Origin of the sequence: Amycolatopsis sp. NPDC059657, assembly GCF_042734395.1 — a bacterium.
In the GTDB taxonomy this organism is placed as follows: domain Bacteria; phylum Actinomycetota; class Actinomycetes; order Mycobacteriales; family Pseudonocardiaceae; genus Amycolatopsis.
Map to the genome: position 1 here is coordinate 43494 of NZ_JBHWEB010000055.1, position 16517 is coordinate 60010.

The following is a 16517-nucleotide window of genomic DNA, read 5'->3' on the forward strand; positions in this document are numbered from 1 at the left end:
ACGGGGGAAGGAGGTGTCCCATGACACCGGAGATTGCCTACACGAGACGGGCGCAGGCGATGCTGCGCGCGGTCGTCGCCGGACGCGCGCAGGTCAGCTGCAGCTGCGAACCCGACCTCTTCATCGACGGCGTGTCCTGCGGGGACCAGTTCACCGCGCACGCCCTGGCACACGCCGGCCTGATCACGGCCGCGCGCCTGGCCTCGATCGGCCAGCGCGTCCCGGCCGCCTTGACTCCCGCGGGGCTCGCGGCGCTCGCCGATCGGGCGGCGTGAGTAATGGCGGGGGTGGCCGATACTCACTGGCCGTGGTTCGGCCACCCTCGCCATCGCCTCCGCGGTTGTCTAGGTTGGGCGGCAGCCGAGCAGGGGAGTTGCCGTGATCATCGTGTCGGGAAAGATCTTTGTCGACCCCGAAGGCCGTGACGGGTACCTGGCCGGGTGTGCCGAGGTGGTCGAGCTGGCGCGGAAGTCGGCTGGCTGCTTGGACTTCGCGCTGTCGGCCGATCTCGTGGACCCGGCGCGCATCAACGTCTACGAGCGCTGGGAGACCGACGAGCAGCTCGCGGCCTTCCGTGGCTCCGGTCCCAGCGACGACCAGAGCGCGGCGATCCGTGACGCCGAGGTCGCGCGTTATCGCGTCTCGGCGGTCGAACCCGCCTGAAAATCGGGTGACAAGGCCGGGTCCGGCCTGAAACCCTCGTGGTCATGTTCCCCGTGACCGAATTCGTGACGCCGGCAGGCTCGTCCCTGCCGAGCGCCGTTTCGGCACGGTTCGACGGCGCTCGAAGCTGACCCTCCTCTTTTCCCTTCCCGCGGAACCAGTGGAGGAGGGTTGGGCTTTTCGCGGTTTCGCGCTTCCGTTTCTTTTCCAGGGAACCAAAAATGACCAAGCAGCAGCATGTGCGCACCAAGCCGCACCTCAACATCGGCACCATGGGCCACGTCGACCACGGCAAGACCACGCTGACCGCGGCGATCACCAAGGTGCTCGCCGAGCCCGGCGGCACCGGCTACGTCGCGTTCGAGCGGATCGACCGCGCGCCGGAGGAGATCGAGCGCGGTATCACGATCAACATCGCGCACGTCGAGTACGAGACGCCCACGCGCCACTACGCGCACGTCGACATGCCGGGGCACGCCGACTACGTCAAGAACATGATCACCGGCGCCGCCCAGCTCGACGGCGCGATCCTGGTCGTCTCGGCGCAGGACGGCTCGATGCCGCAGACGCGTGAGCACATCGTGGTCGCACGGGGCATCGGCGTCCGGCACGTGGTGGTCGCGCTGAACAAGGCCGACCTGGTCGACGACGAGGACCTCCTGGACCTCGTCGAGCTCGAGGTGCGCGAGCTCCTCACGCGCTACGGCTTCGACGGCGACGCGGTCCCGGTGGTCCGCGTGTCGGGCCTGCGCGCGCTCGAGGGCGACCCGGTCTGGACCCAGCGCGTCGTCGACCTGCTCACCGCGGTCGACGAGCACGTGCCGGAGCCCGTCCGCGTTCTCGACCGGCCGTTCCTGATGCCGATCGAGAACGTGCTGACCATCACCGGCCGCGGCACGGTCGTCACCGGCGCGGTGGAGCAGGGGACACTGCGCGTCGGCGACCCGGTCGAGGTGGTCGGGCTCGGGGACACGGTCACCAGCGTGTGCACCGGGCTGGAGACCTTCGGCAAGGCGCTGGACGAGGTGCAGGCCGGCGACAACGCGGCCGTCCTGCTGCGCGGCATCCGCCGTGACGCGGTACGCCGCGGCCAGGTGCTGGGCCTGCCCGGCAGCGTGACCCCGCACAGCCGGTTCCGTGCGGAGGTCTACGTCCTGTCGGCGGACGAGGGTGGCAGGCGTACGCCGTTCGCCGACCACTACCGGCCGCAGTTCCACTTCCGCACCAGTGACGTGGTGGGGGAGATCCGGCTGGACGACGGCGTCGTCATCCCCGGCCAGCGCGCCGAGTTCACGGTCGAACTCGGCCGCTCGATCGCGATGAGCGAGGGCCTCGGCTTCGCCGTCCGCGAAGGCGGTCGGGCCGTGGCCTCGGGTGTCGTGACCGAGGTGCTCGACTGAAGGGCTCGTGAGCGTTGCGGGTGGTCCGGCGGGGCCCGCAAGTTGATTTTCGTGAAAGGAGGAATCTGGCCGTTCAACGTCCAGATTCCTCCTTTCGCTTCACGTTCGGCTCCGGCCACGGGTACTCAGCTGATGTGATTCGACCTGGCTTGCGGAGAGCCCGCCGGTAGGTGTCCAGCGCACGATGGATGGCGTTGTAGTCGCAGGTGCGGGCTTCGAGTAGCCGAATCGCTTGGCTTGCTCGCGGTGACAGTCCGGGAATCCGATGCTCGGGAATGTTCGCGGGGAACCGGGCTTGAGAGGCGCGGAGCGCGCCGGGGCGTTTACGCGCCATCGCCCTTTCGGAAGCAGGTCATGGGTCGAGCATGCCACAGGCGCCGGGTCTCGAGGAGAGGTTTTGGGCGCTGCGGGTTCCGAGGAGCGGGGGATCGGAACCCGCAGCGCACCCCCAGCCATTCGGAAATGGACTCGGGCGGTGGCGCCGCCGGGGACCATCCTGGGCGGTGGGGGTGCGTGTTCGGTAGGGCTCTGACCAGGTCTTACAAAATCTGACAGCGCTATGGCGCGATTTCGACCAGCAGGAAGACCGGGCGGCGGGTCGCGAAGAACTGGACGCCCTTGTCGTCGACCATCTTCCAGCCGATCCAGCATCTGCCGGGTGCCTGCTGGGCGCGGACCATCACGCTGATCATCACGTGCTCGCCGGGTGCGGTGTCGCCGATCGGGACCCGGTCCGGGGTCTGGCAGCCCTCCGGTGCGGCGGGCAGGTCCATGCGCTGGAGGTAGCGGTTGTGCCAGTAGACAGTGCCCGCGTTCTGGATTTCCCAAACCTTCAGCACCGACTGGCCAGGGCGCAGGACCGTGCCGTCGGGGACGGTGACGTCGGCGACGAAGACGCTTTCGTCGCCGGGGAAGCGGGCGCCGGTGTCGACCGGCGGGGTGCTCGACGGGACGGCGAAGATGGCGACGGCCGCGAGGATCAGGATCACGACGGCGGCGAAGGCCCAGGCCACGGGGCGGCGGCGGGCGGGTTCGACGGCCGCTACTTCGTCGACCACGTCCGGCTCGGGGACGGTCTGGAGTTCGACCCAGCGGCGGCGCCAGTGCTCTTCGTCGGCGCCGCAAGCCTTGGCGAACTCGCGGGTGGTCTCCCATGAGGGGAAGCGGGTGCCGCGGACGGCTTCGTGCAGGGTGGTGTGGGAGATGCGGCCGGAGCGTTCGGCCATCTTCCGGAACGAGGGGTCGCCCGCCTCCCGGCGCAAGCGCGCGAGCTCGGCCGCGAGCGTTGTCGCTGGGTTGTCGAGCGTCGTCACAGCCCCTGAAACTACCCGAACGCCGCTTTCGGACCGGTGATGGTTCCGAAAGCGGCGTCCTGGGGCCTAATCGACTTCGACCACCGCCTGGGCGAACTGGGCGGCGTACAGCCTGGCGTACGCGCCGCCCGCGTCGAGGAGCGCGGTGTGCGTGCCCTGCTCGACGATGCGGCCGGACTCCATCACCAGGATGAGGTCCGCGTCGCGGATGGTGGACAGCCGGTGCGCGATGACGAAGCTGGTGCGGCCCTGCCGCAGCGAGTTCATCGCACGCTGGATGAGCACCTCGGTGCGGGTGTCGACCGAGCTGGTCGCCTCGTCGAGGATGAGGATCGCAGGCTCGGCGAGGAACGCGCGCGCCACCGTGATCAGCTGCTTCTCACCGGCGCTGACGTTGTCGCCCTCGTCGTCGATGACCGTCTCGTAGCCGTCCGGCAGCGTCCGGACGAAGCGGTCGACGTGGGTCGCCCGCGCGGCATCGCAGATCTGCTCCCGTGTCGCGTCGGTCGCGCCGTAGGCGATGTTCTCCGCGATCGTGCCGCCGAAGAGCCACGCGTCCTGCAGCACCATGCCGGTCTTGGCCCGCAGGTCCTCGCGGGTCATGTCGGCGATGTCGACCCCGTCGAGGACGATGCGGCCGCTGTCGATCTCGTAGAACCGCATCAGCAGGTTGACCAGCGTGGTCTTGCCGGCGCCGGTCGGGCCGACGATGGCGACCGTCTGCCCCGGCTCCACCGACAGCGACAGGTCCTCGATGAGCGGGGTGTCGGGGGAGTACCGGAACGACACGTGCTCGAACTCGACCTTGCCGGTCACCTTCGGCTGGCGCACCGGGTCGGCGGGGTCCGGGTCCTGCTCGTCCGCGTCGAGCAGCGCGAAGACCCGCTCGGCCGAGGCGACCCCGGACTGCAGCAGGTTCGCCATGCTCGCCACCTGGGTGATGGGCTGGCTGAACTGCCGCGAGTACTGGATGAACGCCTGGACGTCACCCAGCGACAGCGAGCCGGAGGACACCCGCAGCGCGCCGACCACGGCGATGAGCACGTAGTTGACGTTGCCGATGAACATCATCGCCGGCTGGATCAGCCCCGAGATGAACTGCGCGCGGAAGCTCGCGTTGTACAGCGTCTCGTTGTGCTCCTCGAAGGTCTTCTGCGCCTCCTCGCGCCTGCCGAAGACCTTGACCAGCGAGTGCCCGGTGTACATCTCCTCGATGTGCCCGTTGAGCTGGCCGGTGGTCCGCCACTGCTTGATGAACTGCGGCTGGGCGCGCTTGCCGACCTTCGTCGCGACGAACACCGAGATCGGCACGCTGATCAGCGCGAGCAGCGCCAGCAGCGGCGAGATGACGAACATCATGGTCAGCACGCCGACGATGGTGAGCAGCGACGCGATCAGCTGGCCGAGCGTCTGCTGCAGCGACTGCGCGAGGTTGTCGATGTCGTTGGTGACCCGGCTGAGCACCTCGCCGCGCGGCTGGCGGTCGAAGTAGCTCAGCGGCAGCCTGGCGAACTTCGCCTCCACCTGCTCGCGCAGGTCGAACACCGAGCGCTGCACGATCGACGCCGTCAGCCGTCCCTGGACGAGGCTGAAGATCGACGCGAGCACGTACAGCCCGAGCACGATCATCAGCACCCGGCCGACGGCGGTGAAGTCGATGCCCTGGCCCGGCACGATGTTCATCGCCGCGAACATGTCGGCGATGGTGTTGTCGCCCTTCGCGCGCAAACCGGCGATGACCTCTTCCTTGGTCACCCCGGCGGGCAGGTCACGGCTGACGATGCCGGAGAAGATCAGGTCGGTCGCGTTCCCGAGCACCTTCGGCCCGATGACGCTCAGCCCGACGCTGATGGCCGCGGTGACCAGCGCGCCGATGACGAACAGCCGCTGCGGGGCCAGCAGCGCCAGGAACCGCCGGCCGGATCCCTTGAAGTCCAGCGCCTTTTCGGTGGACTGCCCGGCCATGAACGAGGCCGGTCCCCTGCCGAGGCCCGGACCGCCCGAGGGGCCGGGGCCACGGGTGGGGACGGCGCGTTCCCCGTTGGCGGCCGCCGGTTTGGTTTCGGAAGACTGGGTGGCGCTCACGCCGCCTCCTGCTCGGTCAGCTGGGAGAGCACGATTTCCCGGTAGGTCTCGTTGCCGTCCATCAGTTCGGTGTGGGTGCCGGTGCCGACCACGCGTCCCTCGTCGAGGACGATGATCCGGTCGGCGGAGCGGATCGTGCTGACCCGCTGGGCGACGATGACGACCGTCGCCTCGGAGGTCTCGCGCGCGAGCGCGGCACGCAGCGCCGCGTCGGTGGCGTAGTCGAGCGCGGAGAACGAGTCGTCGAACAGGTAGATCTCGGGGCGCTGCACCAGCATCCGCGCGATGGCGAGGCGCTGCCGCTGCCCGCCGGAGACGTTCGTGCCGCCCTGCGCGATCGGCGCGTCGAGACCTTCCGGCATCGCCGAGACGAAGTCACGCGCCTGCGCGACCTCGAGCGCGTGCCAGAGTTCCTCGTCGGTGGCGCCCGGTTTGCCGTAGCGCAGGTTGCTCGCGACGGTGCCGGAGAACAGGTACGGCTTCTGCGGTACCAGCCCGACGGCCTTCGCCAGCGCCTCCGCGCCGAGGTCGCGCACGTCGATCCCGTCGACCCTGACGACACCGTCCGTGGTGTCCATCAGCCGGGGGATGAGGTTGAGCAAGGTGGTCTTGCCGCTGCCGGTGCTGCCGATGACCGCGGTGGTCTCACCGGGCCGCGCCACCAGGTCGACCGCCTGCACGACGGGATTCTCCGCGCCGGGGTACCGGAATTCGACATTCGACAGTTCGAGGTGACCGTGCAATTCGGTGAGCCGCACGGGATTCGACGGCAGCACGACACTGGATTCGGTGTCGAGCACCTCGGAAATGCGCTCGGCGGCGACCTCCGCGCGCGGCACCATCATGAACATGAAGGTGGCCATCATGACCGACATCAGGATGTACATGAGGTAGCTCAGGAACGCGGTCAGCGCGCCGACCTGCATGGCGTCGCTTTCGATGCGGTGCCCGCCGAACCACAGCACCGCGACACTGGACACGTTCATCACCAGCATCACGATCGGGAACATGTACGCCATCAGCTTGCCGACCTTCAGCGAGACGTCGTACAGCTCGGTGTTGGTCCCGGTGAAGCGCTCGCGCTCCTTGGTGTCGCGCACGAACGCGCGGATCACCCTGATGCCGGTGATCTGCTCGCGCAGCACCTGGTTGATCTTGTCGATGCGCTCCTGCATCAGCTTGAACGCGGGCCGCATCCTGGCGATCAGGATGCCGATCGCGACGCCGAGCACCGGCACCAGTATCAGCACCAGCGAGGACAGCGGCACATCCTGCGAGACGGCCAGCACGATGCCGCCGACGCACATGATCGGCGCCGACACCATCATCACGAAGGTCATCAGCGTCAGCATCTGGACCTGCTGGACGTCGTTGGTGGTTCGGGTGATCAGCGAGGGCGTGCCGAACTTGCCGACCTCGCGCGCGGAGAAGTCCTGCACCCTGGTGAACACCGCGGCCCGCACGTCGCGGCCGAACGCCATCGCGGTGCGCGCGCCGAAGTAGACCGCGCCGATCGCGCACAGGATCTGGATCAGTGTGCCGGCCAGCATCACCCCGCCGATGCGGAGGATGTAGCCCATGTCGCCCTTCACCACCCCGTTGTCGATGATGTCCGCGTTGAGGGTCGGCAGATAGAGGATCGCCAGCGTCTGCACCAATTGCAGTGCGACGACCAGTGACAGATCCTTGCGGTAGGGGCGCAGAAAGCTGCGCATGAGCTTGATCAGCACGTCTTCATCTTCCTATGGTGCGCAACGCAAATTGAGAAATCGGGCAGACCGGATGAAACCTCGCGTAATGTCCCGCGCAGTATTTCCGTGAGTGGTTTTTCGGTTCCGCTGTGCAGCCAATGGTCGAGCGCCACCCTGGTCGCGGCGCACACGGTGGCCGCCATCAGTTTCGGATGCAGTTCGTCGGTGGTCCCGGTGCGTTCGGTGATCGCCTCGGCGAGCACCCGCTCGATCTCGTGGTGGGACTTGAGGTACTCGCCGCGCAGCGCGGGGTTGCCCGCCATCAGCCGGACCCGGGTGACCTGCTCGCGGTCCGGCTCGCCGTATTCGCTGTACTGCTCCATGACCGCCGCGGTGACCGCCTGCCACAGCGGCTCCTCCGGCGGCCTGGCCAGCAGCCTGGCCTTGATCCGGCGCTGGCGGTCGACGCCGATCGCGCAGATCGCCTCTTCCTTGCTGGAGAAGTAGTTGTTGAAGGTGCGCGGGGAGACGCCGACCTCGGCGGCGATCTCCTCGACGCGCACCTGATCGAGCCCGCGCTCGGTGGCCAGGCGGATCGCCGCCCAGCTCAGTGCTTCCCTGGCCGCCAGCTTCTTCTGCTCGCGCAGGCTCATCCCCGGATGCTCCATGCGGGCCACCTTACCGGAAAATTTTGCGGGGCACGCAAAATTGTGCGCGCTCCGCACTTTCAGGTGACTCAACCTCGAGAGGGATGCGGCGCCGCGCACGGCTCTGGCACGGTGGAAACCGAGGACGAATCATCTGGGGGAAGGAAAATTCAGTGTCCACCATGCCGCATCGGCCCATCCGCCGTGGCCTGTTCGCTGCTGGCTTAGCCGCCATTTCCGCACTTGCCGTCGCGGCGCCCGCCTCGGCGGCCCCGGCCAAGGTCGAGCTGACCCTGCCCGCGCTCACCGGTCACCATCAGGTCGGCACCACGACACTGCACCTGGTCGATCAGGCGCGCCAGGACCCGTGGAAGCCCGACCGCAAGCGCGAGGTCATGGCCACGGTCACCTATCCGTCCTGGTTCACCGCGGACGCCCCGCGGGTGCCGTGGATGAGCGAGAAGCTGGCGCCCGTCGTCGAGGAGGCCGCGGCCGACCCGAACTTCTTCGGTCTTCCCAAGGGGTCCGTCGACTGGGGCTCGGCCGAGCGCGACGCCCACGCGGGCACTCCCGTGGACCGGTGGCAGGGAAAGCGCCCCGTGGTGCTCTTCTCGCCCGGCTTCGGTTCCCCGCGCGAGTTGCACGCCGTGCTCACCGACGACCTGGCGAGCCGTGGCTACATCGTCGTCTCGCTGTCGCACACCTTCGAGTCCGCCGCCGTCGAATTCCCCGGCGGCCGCGTCGAAACGCAGCTCCAGCTCGGCAACGACCCGAAGACCATGAAGACCGCGATCGACGCCCGCGTCGCGGACACCCGGTTCCTGCTCGACCAGCTCACCAAGCTCAACCAGGGCGCCAACCCCGACGCCGAGCACCGCCCGCTCCCGCTCGGCCTCGCGGGTGCCCTCGACCTGTCGAAGGTGGGCATGTTCGGCCATTCCTACGGTGGGTTCACCGCAGGCGAGACGATGGTGGCCGATCGCCGGATCGACGCGGGCGTCAACCTCGACGGCACGATGGGCTACGGCTTCGACGGTTCATACCTGCCAGGCGAGGTGGTCAAGCGCGGCCTCGACCGGCCGTTCCTGCTGATGGGCGGCGGGTTCGGGTTCGAGCACACGCACCTGAACCCCGCCGACAAGACCTGGGGTGACTTCTGGGGGAACCAGCGTGGCTGGAAGCGGGACCTGCTCCTCAAGCAAGGCGCGCACCACAGCTACAGCGACCTGCAGGCCATCGTGCCGCAACTCGCGAACCTGATCCCGGCCGAGCGGCGCGAGATGTTCGTCGGCACGGTGGACGCGACCAAGGCGTTGACGGCCGAGCGCGACTACCTCGACGCGTTCTTCGCCCTGCACCTGCTCGGCCGGGACAAGCACCTGTTCGACGCCGACTCGCCCCGCTACCCCGAGGTCACGTTCATCGAGTGACCAGTCGGGGTCGTGAGTGGTACGGCCGGTTCTAACCGGCGAGAACACTCACGACCCCAGTCAGCGGGTGATCGCTTTTTCGGCCTCCGCGACCTCGACGGCTTCCAGGCTCGCGAGGGTGGTGTGGGCGTCGCGCCACGCTTCGCGGGCTTGGTCCAGCAGGCCCGCGTCGTTGAGCAGCGACCCGAGGCTCAGCTGGGCTTTGCCGGTCCACCGCGGATCGCCGAGTTCCTGGAACACCGAGAGCGCGTGCCGGGCGTGGTGCAAGGCCTGGGCGTGGTCGCCCTGCTCGGCGATGAACTCCGCGTGCAGGACTTCGGTGATGGCGGCGCCGTGGACGTCCAGGGTGAGGGCGAACAACTCGGTGCTGCGGCGGCAGCACACCTGCGCGGTGTCGGTCTCGCCTTGGGCGCGGTAGGCGTAGGCGAGTGAACGCCAGGACGCCGCTTCGCGGCGGAGGTCGCCGAGTTCGTGGAACAGGCCGCGGCTGGTGTGCGCCAGGCGCAGTGCCGAGTCGAGCTCGCCGAGTTCGCGGTGGACCACGCTGAGCTCGCGCAGGCACGCGGCTTCCCAGCGGCGGTCGGCGATCAGGACGAACTCGTCGATCGCCTCCTGCAGGCACTGCTGGGCTTCGGCCCATTCGCCGCGGTAGCGGTGCAGGATGCCGAGTTCGCGCTTGGCGTAGGCGACCCAGCGTGGCTCGTCCATTGTGGACAGCTTGGCCAGGCAGGCCTTGATGCAGTCGGCCGACGCGTCGTAATGGCCTTGGAAGCGCTGGCCGACGCCGACGGCGAGCAGCGTGACCATCTCCAGGCGCGGGTCGTTCGCGGCGGGCAGCGCGGCGAGGCATTGGCCGAAGTACTTGCGGGCGGACTGGACGTCGTGCTGGTCGCGGGCGGCGAGGCCGAGTGCGAAGTACGCGTACGCCGTCCAGTACATGTCGCCGGTCTGGCGCGAGGCCGCGAGGCTCAGCTCGGCGACCCTGATCAGGTCGTCCCAGCGGGACCGCAGCTCCAGGTAGGCGGCCACGGTCGCGGACAGGTGGCAGGTGATCTCCGGGCGTCCCTCTGCGGCCGCCTTTTCGACGGCATCGAGGAGGCAGTGCTGCTCGGAGTCGAACCAGGCGGGCGCGTCGCGGGCGAATTCCGTTGCCAGCGCGTCGATTTCCGGAGACGGCGGCGCCACCTCGAACTGGTGCAGGCCGCCGAAGTCGAGTGCCGCGTCGGCTCGCTGGCCGACCTGGAGGTAGGCCTGGAAGACCCGGTCCAGTGCGGCCTCGCGGGCCTCGGGCGAGGTTTCCGCGGTCATCCGCTCTTCGGCGAGCAGGCGGATCAGGTCGTGGAAGCGGTAGCGCAGCGGGCTGCCGACCTCGACCAGGTTCGCCTCGACGAGTGCGTCGAGCAGGCGTTCCGCGGTGCGCCGGTCGGTGCCGAGGGCGGCGGCCGCCGCCCACGACGCGAAGTCGGTGCCCGGCAGCAGCGCCAGCAGGCGGAACGCGCGGCGTTCGTCGGGCCGGAGCTGCTCGTAGCTGACCAGGAAGCCGGCCCTGACCTCGCGGTCGCCGCCGACGAGCTCGTCGAGCCGGTGCCGTTCGTCCTCGAGGCGGTCGGCGATCGTCTCCGCGCTCAGGTGCGGCAGTGTGCGCAGCTTGGTGCCGATGATCCGGATGGCCAGCGGCAGATTCCCGCAGCAGCGCACGATCCGCTGGGCGGCGAGCTTTTCGCGGGGGGAGCCCGCGAGATCGGTCAGCAGGGAGACGGCGTCGTCGAGATCCAGCTCGCCGAGCTGGATCCGCAGGCTCAGGTCGAGCCCGGTCAGCCTGCGCCGTGAGGTGACGACCACCGCGCAGTCCGGGTTGCCCGGCAGCAGCGGCCGGACCTGGGCCTCGTCGGCGGCGTTGTCGAGCACGATCAGCACGCGCTTGCCCGCGAGCCTGGCGCGGAACACGGACTCGCGCTCGTCGGCCGCGCTCGGGATTTCGACGCCGGGCACGCCGAGTTCGCGCAGGAACCGGGCGAGCACGTCGCCGGGGTCGCGCGGGCGGGCACCCGCGCCGAGCAGGTCGATGAACAGCTGGCCGTCGGGGAACGCCGGGGCGAGCTCGTGACCGGCCTTGATGGCGAGCGCGCTCTTCCCGGCGCCCGGCTGCCCGGTGACGGCCGCGATCGGCAGGCTGGCCTTGCCTTCGCCGGTGAGCGTGGCGACGATCTCGGCCAGCTGCTGCCGCCTGCCGGTGAAGTGATTGATGGCCGGAGGCAGCTGGCGGACCTGCCCGAAGGCGGGCTTCGGCGCGATGCGGGCGTCGTCTTCGAGGATCTGTGCCTGCAACTGCCGCAGCGACCGGCCGGGCGTGACGCCGAGCTCGTCGTCGAGCAGGTGATGCAGTTCCTGGTACGCCGAGAGCGCGTCGGCGCGGCGGCCGGAGCGGTGCAGCGCGGTCATCAGGTGACCCCACAGCTCCTCGCGCAGCGGATGGTCGGCGACCAGGCGCCGCAGTTCGGCGATGAGGTCGGCGTGCTCACCCAGGTCGAGCCGGGCGCGCAGGTGCTTTTCGACGACGGCGAGGCGGCGTTCCTCCAGCCGGGTCAGCTCGACAGAAAGCGCTTGCCCGGCGTGCAGCCCTTCGAGCGGGCGGCCGCGCCACAGCGCCAGCGCCCTGCTGAAACAGCTCGCGGCTTCCCGGCTCCCGGCAGCGGTCTCGCCGGCGAGGGTCAGCTCGGTGAACGTGGCGAGGTCCAGCTCGCCCCTGTCGACCCGGAGCACATAGCCACCCGGCCGGGTGGAGAGTCTGCCGGGATCGTCACCCGCCTGTGCCAGCCGTTGCCGCAACCCGGAGATGTAGGTGCGCAGGTTGGACTCGGGCGTCGCCGGCGGCGACTCCCACGCGGCGCCGGTCAGGTATTCGACCGAGGCGAGCTCATTGGCCCTGAGCAGCAGCGCGGCGAGCACCGCACGCTGTCTCGGGCCGCCCAGCTCGACGGGTCCCCCCACGGCGCGGACGTCCAACGGCCCCAGAACGCGGAACTCCACCGGTTCAGTATCGGGTACTGAGATCTCGCTGTTATCTCGGGGCGCGATCTGGGCGGAATCTGGGCGGGTGATGGGGCAGGTTCTCGGTGGGAGGGAGCAGCGGGCCGGGTAACACTTCCGAACCGCTTGCTGTGATCCAGGTAACACCGCTCGGTGGGCTGCCGACAAAGTCGGCGAGCACCGAGGTGGGGAGGGGCCCCTGATGACCGAGCCCGATGGCACGCGGTTCCACGCGCGTGAGCTGTACGGCTCGGTCATCGCGGTCCCGTTGCTCCAGCGCATGGATGCCGCCGCGGAGGCGCCGCAGCGGGTCGTGATCGACCTGAACCTTGCTTACCCCCAGGGGCGGGAAGCGGCCGCCCGCGCCATCCATGCGCTGGTCAACGAGGTGGCCGACGAGAGCGTCGACGAGCGGCGCACCGCTCAGCTCGGGCAGTACGTCGTCGCGTCGCTCAGCCCGGAGGCGCTGCTCGAGGTGGTGCGCCGCGACCGGGCCGCCGAGCACCGCGCGATCCACCGGATCTGGCCCGACTTCACGGTCAAGGCGCTGATCAACAGGTCGTGCGCCACGGTGAAGGCCGACGCGGCGCGTACCGCGTTCGCGGCGCTGGGTGCCGGGATCACCTGGGCGGTCGTCGACTCCGGCATCGACCACGCGCACCCGCATTTCGGCCACTCGCTCGACGTCACGCTCCCGGTGGAGCACAAGGACTTCACCAAGAACGCGAGCCCGCTCACCGACGAGTTCGGGCACGGCACGCACGTCGCGGGCATCATCGCGGGCCAGGGCTCCGGCACGGTCGTGCGTGCCGAACTCGATTTCGGGAACGACGTGCACTACCTGCCCGTCCAGGCCGATCGCATGACCGGGATCGCGCCGCTGGCCAAGCTGGTCAGCTACAAGGTGCTCAACGAGAAGGGCGACGGCGAAACGAGCGCGATCATCGCCGCGCTGCAGGACATCCAGCAGGTCAACGGCAACGGCCGCGATCTCAAGATCCAGGGCGTCAACCTGTCGGTGGGGTATCCGTTCGACCCGCAGTGGTTCGCCTGCGGGGAAAGCCCGTTGTGCGTCGAGGTCACCCGGCTGGTCAAGTCCGGCGTCGTGGTCGTGGTCGCGGCCGGGAACACCGGCTATGGCTACAACCAGGACATCGTGAAGGGCGCCGTCGCCGCCGGCATGGACCTGACGATCAACGACCCCGGCAACGCCGAAGCCGCCATCACCGTCGGTTCGACGCATCGCGAGATGCCGCACCGGTACGGGGTCTCGTACTTCTCGTCGAAGGGACCGACCGGCGACGGGCGCGCGAAACCCGACCTGGTCGCGCCCGGCGAGCGGATCCTGTCGTGCGCGGCGGGCGCGATCCGTGGCCGCATCGAGGCCAAGTCCGAGGTGGAGCCGCCCGTCCACTACCTCGAAGACAGCGGGACGAGCATGGCCGCGGCGCATGTTTCCGGTGCGATCGCGGCGTTCCTGTCGATCAGGGGCGAGTTCATCGGACGTCCGGAGGAGGTCAAGCGGATCTTCACCGGCACCGCGACCGATCTCGGCCGGGTGCCCGCGTTCCAAGGGCATGGCCTGCTCGACCTGATGCGGGCCATCCAATCGGTGTGAGCGGGAGGGAGCAGTCGTGGCCGACCTTTTCGGATTCCCCAGCGCGGAGGTCCAGTTCGACAAGGACGGGCACCTGGTGGGCGACGCGGGTGCCGTGCTCGGGCTCGCCGCCGATCCGGGGCTCACCGATCTGCTGGTGCTCAGCCATGGCTGGAACAACGACATCGACGCGGCCAGGAGGCTGTATGGCGGGCTCGCCGGTTCACTACGGGTCAACCTCGACGAGGCCACCGTGCCCGAGATCGCCGGGCGCCGCATCGGCATCGCGGGCGTCATCTGGCCGTCGCGGATGTTCGCCGGTTTCGAGCTGCCCCAGCTGGCCGCCGCCGCTGCCGGGTCACCGGCGGACCAGGAGACCATCGCCGCCCAGATCGAGGAGCTCCGCGCGGCTTTCACCGGCCCCGAAGCGCAGCGCACGCTGGACGACGTTGCCGCACTCGTGCCGCAGTTATCCGACCTGGCGTCCGCGCGCGCGGATTTCGCGGAGAAGCTGAAGACACTGGTCGCCCGTGACGCCGCCGACCGTGAGGACGCCTCCGACGAGCTGTTCGACGTTCCGGGCGGCACGCTGATGGACCGGCTCGCCGTCCCGGTGCTGCCTCCGCCACCCGGCGCGCCCGGCGGCGCTGCCGGGTTCGGCGGTCCGCTCGGCGGCGTGTTCGGTGCCGCGACCAACCTGCTCAACTTCCTGAGCTACTACGAGATGAAGGCGCGCGCGGGGATCATCGGTGAGCTGGGCGTCGCGCCCGTGCTCGCGCAGATCCGCCAGAACCGGCCGGACCTGCGCATCCATCTCGCCGGGCACAGCTTCGGCGGACGCCTGGTCACTGCCGCGGCCAAACCGCTGTCCGCCGGCTCGATCGCGACGATGACCTTGCTGCAGGCCGCTTTCTCGCACTACGGGTTCGCCGACGACTGGAGCGACGACGCCGGTTCGCAGTCCGGGTTCTTCCGCGACGTGCTGACCGACGGCACCGTGCGCGGCCCGATCCTCATCACGCACACCGCCAACGACCTGTGCGTCGGCATCGCGTACGCCATCGCGTCGCGTATCGCCAACCAGGTCGCCTCCGACATCGGCGACGCGAACAGCGTCTACGGCGGCATCGGCCGCAACGGGGCGCTCAAGACACCCGGCGCGGCCTTCGCCGACCTGCTCGGAGTCGGCGGCGGCTACACCTGGCACGCGGGCGTGCCGAACAACCTGCGCGCCGACTCCTTCATCATGGGGCACTCGGACGTGACGGGTCAGCAGGTCGCCTACGCGATGCTTTCGGCGCTGGCCGCTACTTGATCGGCGCGGTGACCCGCAGGTTTTCCACGTTGACCCCGCCGACTTTCACGGTCGGCGTGGCGCTGCCGAGATCGGACCGGCGGTACTGCGCGGTCAGTGTGGTCGATTCGCCTGGCCAGATGGTCACGTAGTCGTCGCTCCAGACCGCGGGCGCGACCTCGTCTTCCGCCGAGCCCTTGGTGACGGTCGCGCGCAGGAAGAACGCGACCTTCGAGCCCGAGTTGGTCATGGTGACCGTGGTGGTGATGTCGTCGCCCGTGGCCTTGCTGGCCGCCTTGACGTTCACCTTCTGCTCGGGGATCCGGCTGAGATCGGTGTAGTCGGCGTAGTCGACCTGCGGGGTCGTGCGCCAGTCAGGGGCTTCGTAGTCGAGCGTGTCCGGCTTGGTGGAGAGCCAGTAGACGTTGCGGTCGAGCAGCTTGCCAGCCGAGTCACGCAGCTGCAGCCGGAGGAAGTAGGTCGTCGAAACGCCTTCTGGCAGCGGAACGTCCACCAGGCGCGCGGCGCCGTTGGCCGGCGCTGTCGCGGGGGTGGTCTCGTCGTGCAGCGCGACGCCGTTCTCGTCCAGCACGGTGGTCTGGATGCTCAGCCCCGGCACCTCGGTGAGCCCGGTGTTGACCAGCGCGACCATGCCGTCGTCGTAGGTGTACTGGACGTGCAGCGGCCGCATCGCCTTCTTGGCACCGAAATAACCGCCGCTCGGCGTCATCGAGTGGTCGTAAAGGTGCCAGAACAGCGACGGCCAAGCGTTGTTGAGCAGCCAATAGATCATGCCGGTCGCCGGACGGTCCGCTTTGGACTGATTGGCACCGAACGCTTCGAACTGCGCGCGATTGGTCTCGTAACCGGCCAGCTGCGCCTTCATCACGAAGTCTTCGAGATCGTGCGGTTTGCCGTAGCGCTCGACAAGTGCCGTGTAGAACTCGGCGAGCTTGTCAAAGTGCTCCGAGGGCGAAAGGTGGAACTGCACGCTTTCGCCGTCCTTCCACAGCTTGTCCAGTTCCTTGGGCGAGAGGATCTTCTTAAGCGCTGTCAGCTCGGGGATCGCCGGGCCGGGACCGTGCTCGGCTTCGAACCCGAACGCGCCACCACGCTGGTCGCCGTACCAATAGTTCGGCGGGACCCACCAGTACGGGCCGTATCCCTTGTTCCCGGACGGGCCGAGCTGCGGGCTTTCGCGCCACGTGATCGACGTGATGACCGGCGTGTCCCAGTCGGAGACCGCCAGCCCGTCGAGGTACTCCTGCTCGATGCGCGGCGTCGGCGCCGTGTCACTGCCGACGTAGAAACTGAGGATGCTCGGGTGATTGCGCAGGCGCAGGCCCTCGGTGGTCTGTCTCTTATAC

General features: G+C 69.0%; 11 protein-coding genes and 1 pseudogene. 6 read left to right on the plus strand and 6 right to left on the minus strand.

Features of this window, described 5'->3' with window-relative positions; all coding sequences use genetic code 11:
* Window positions 1–20 precede the first annotated feature (20 nt).
* The 3 genes from ACFV15_RS27250 to tuf all read left to right on the plus strand — a co-directional run bounded on the left by ACFV15_RS27250 (window position 21) and on the right by tuf (window position 2063).
* Complete coding sequence (locus ACFV15_RS27250) at window positions 21–275, plus strand: hypothetical protein (protein ID WP_378353450.1); 255 nt, start codon at window positions 21–23, stop codon at window positions 273–275.
* Between the two features lie 103 nt (window positions 276–378).
* On the plus strand, window positions 379–663 hold the full coding sequence (locus ACFV15_RS27255; RefSeq protein ID WP_378353451.1) for a putative quinol monooxygenase: 285 nt from the start codon (window positions 379–381) through the stop codon (window positions 661–663).
* A 221-nt stretch (window positions 664–884) separates the two neighbouring features.
* A complete protein-coding gene (gene tuf, locus ACFV15_RS27260) occupies window positions 885–2063 on the plus strand; it encodes an elongation factor Tu (protein ID WP_378353452.1) in 1179 nt (392 codons plus the stop codon).
* A gap of 557 nt (window positions 2064–2620) precedes the next feature.
* Here tuf and ACFV15_RS27265 read toward each other — a convergent pair.
* The 4 genes from ACFV15_RS27265 to ACFV15_RS27280 all read right to left on the minus strand — a co-directional run bounded on the left by ACFV15_RS27265 (window position 2621) and on the right by ACFV15_RS27280 (window position 7820).
* Window positions 2621–3376: an NBR1-Ig-like domain-containing protein gene (locus tag ACFV15_RS27265; protein WP_378353453.1), complete on the minus strand. Its 756-nt coding sequence runs from the start codon at window positions 3374–3376 to the stop codon at window positions 2621–2623.
* Between the two features lie 66 nt (window positions 3377–3442).
* Window positions 3443–5341: an ABC transporter ATP-binding protein gene (locus ACFV15_RS27270; protein ID WP_378353460.1), complete on the minus strand. Its 1899-nt coding sequence runs from the start codon at window positions 5339–5341 to the stop codon at window positions 3443–3445.
* Window positions 5342–5457: 116 nt separating this feature from the next.
* Window positions 5458–7191, minus strand: coding sequence for an ABC transporter ATP-binding protein (locus tag ACFV15_RS27275; protein WP_378353454.1), 1734 nt, complete (start codon window positions 7189–7191; stop codon window positions 5458–5460).
* Entirely contained in the window at window positions 7185–7820 is a 636-nt protein-coding gene (locus ACFV15_RS27280; RefSeq protein WP_378353455.1) for a TetR family transcriptional regulator, read from the minus strand. The genes ACFV15_RS27275 and ACFV15_RS27280 overlap by 7 nt, the downstream gene beginning before the upstream one ends.
* A gap of 161 nt (window positions 7821–7981) precedes the next feature.
* On the opposite strand from ACFV15_RS27280, the gene ACFV15_RS27285 reads away from it, so the two are divergent.
* Window positions 7982–9229 carry an alpha/beta hydrolase family protein gene (locus ACFV15_RS27285; RefSeq protein ID WP_378353462.1) on the plus strand — a complete coding sequence of 416 codons (1248 nt, stop codon included), beginning with the start codon at window positions 7982–7984 and terminating at the stop codon, window positions 9227–9229.
* A 60-nt stretch (window positions 9230–9289) separates the two neighbouring features.
* On the opposite strand, the gene ACFV15_RS27290 is transcribed toward ACFV15_RS27285, so the two are convergent.
* Window positions 9290–12259, minus strand: a complete 2970-nt coding sequence (locus ACFV15_RS27290; protein WP_378353456.1) for a BTAD domain-containing putative transcriptional regulator — start codon at window positions 12257–12259, stop codon at window positions 9290–9292.
* Between the two features lie 202 nt (window positions 12260–12461).
* Here ACFV15_RS27290 and ACFV15_RS27295 point away from each other — a divergent pair, with 202 nt between their 5' ends.
* On the plus strand, window positions 12462–13877 hold the full coding sequence (locus tag ACFV15_RS27295; RefSeq protein ID WP_378353457.1) for a S8 family peptidase: 1416 nt from the start codon (window positions 12462–12464) through the stop codon (window positions 13875–13877).
* A 16-nt stretch (window positions 13878–13893) separates the two neighbouring features.
* Entirely contained in the window at window positions 13894–15171 is a 1278-nt protein-coding gene (locus ACFV15_RS27300; RefSeq protein ID WP_378353458.1) for a hypothetical protein, read from the plus strand.
* On the opposite strand, the pseudogene ACFV15_RS27305 reads toward ACFV15_RS27300, so the two are convergent.
* Window positions 15164–16517: pseudogene (locus ACFV15_RS27305) on the minus strand (exo-beta-D-glucosaminidase); the annotation flags it as partial. The gene ACFV15_RS27300 and the pseudogene ACFV15_RS27305 sit on opposite strands and share 8 nt — an antisense overlap.